Annotated in this window: 1 protein-coding gene; it reads left to right on the top strand. The window is 68.5% G+C overall.

Annotated elements, in window-relative coordinates; translation table 11 throughout:
• Positions 1-31: 31 nt before the first annotated feature.
• A partial coding sequence (locus tag ACVA58_RS28265; RefSeq protein WP_446513551.1) for a hypothetical protein occupies positions 32-260 on the top strand: 229 nt, incomplete at its 3' end.

The following is a 260-nucleotide window of genomic DNA, read 5'->3' as shown; positions in this document are numbered from 1 at the left end:
GCCTGTGCCTGAAGCGGTGACGGAGCCCATCGTGGCCGAGTCGTTGCCGCCCGTGGAGGTGCCTGCGGTGTCGCAGCCGGTGCCTGTTGCGCCGCCGGTTGCCCAACCCACGCTGATCCCCCACGAACCCGATTGGGTGGAACGCGCCGTCGGCGCAGCACGCGATTGGCTGCTGGGCGGCAACAGCGTGGTGCGGGTCGGCATCCTGATCCTGTTCTTTGGCGTGGCCTTTCTGCTCAAGTACGCGGCCGACAACAGCC

Source organism: Photobacterium sp. DNB22_13_2, assembly GCF_052873915.1.
This window is presented reverse-complemented; position numbering and strand designations above follow the sequence as displayed.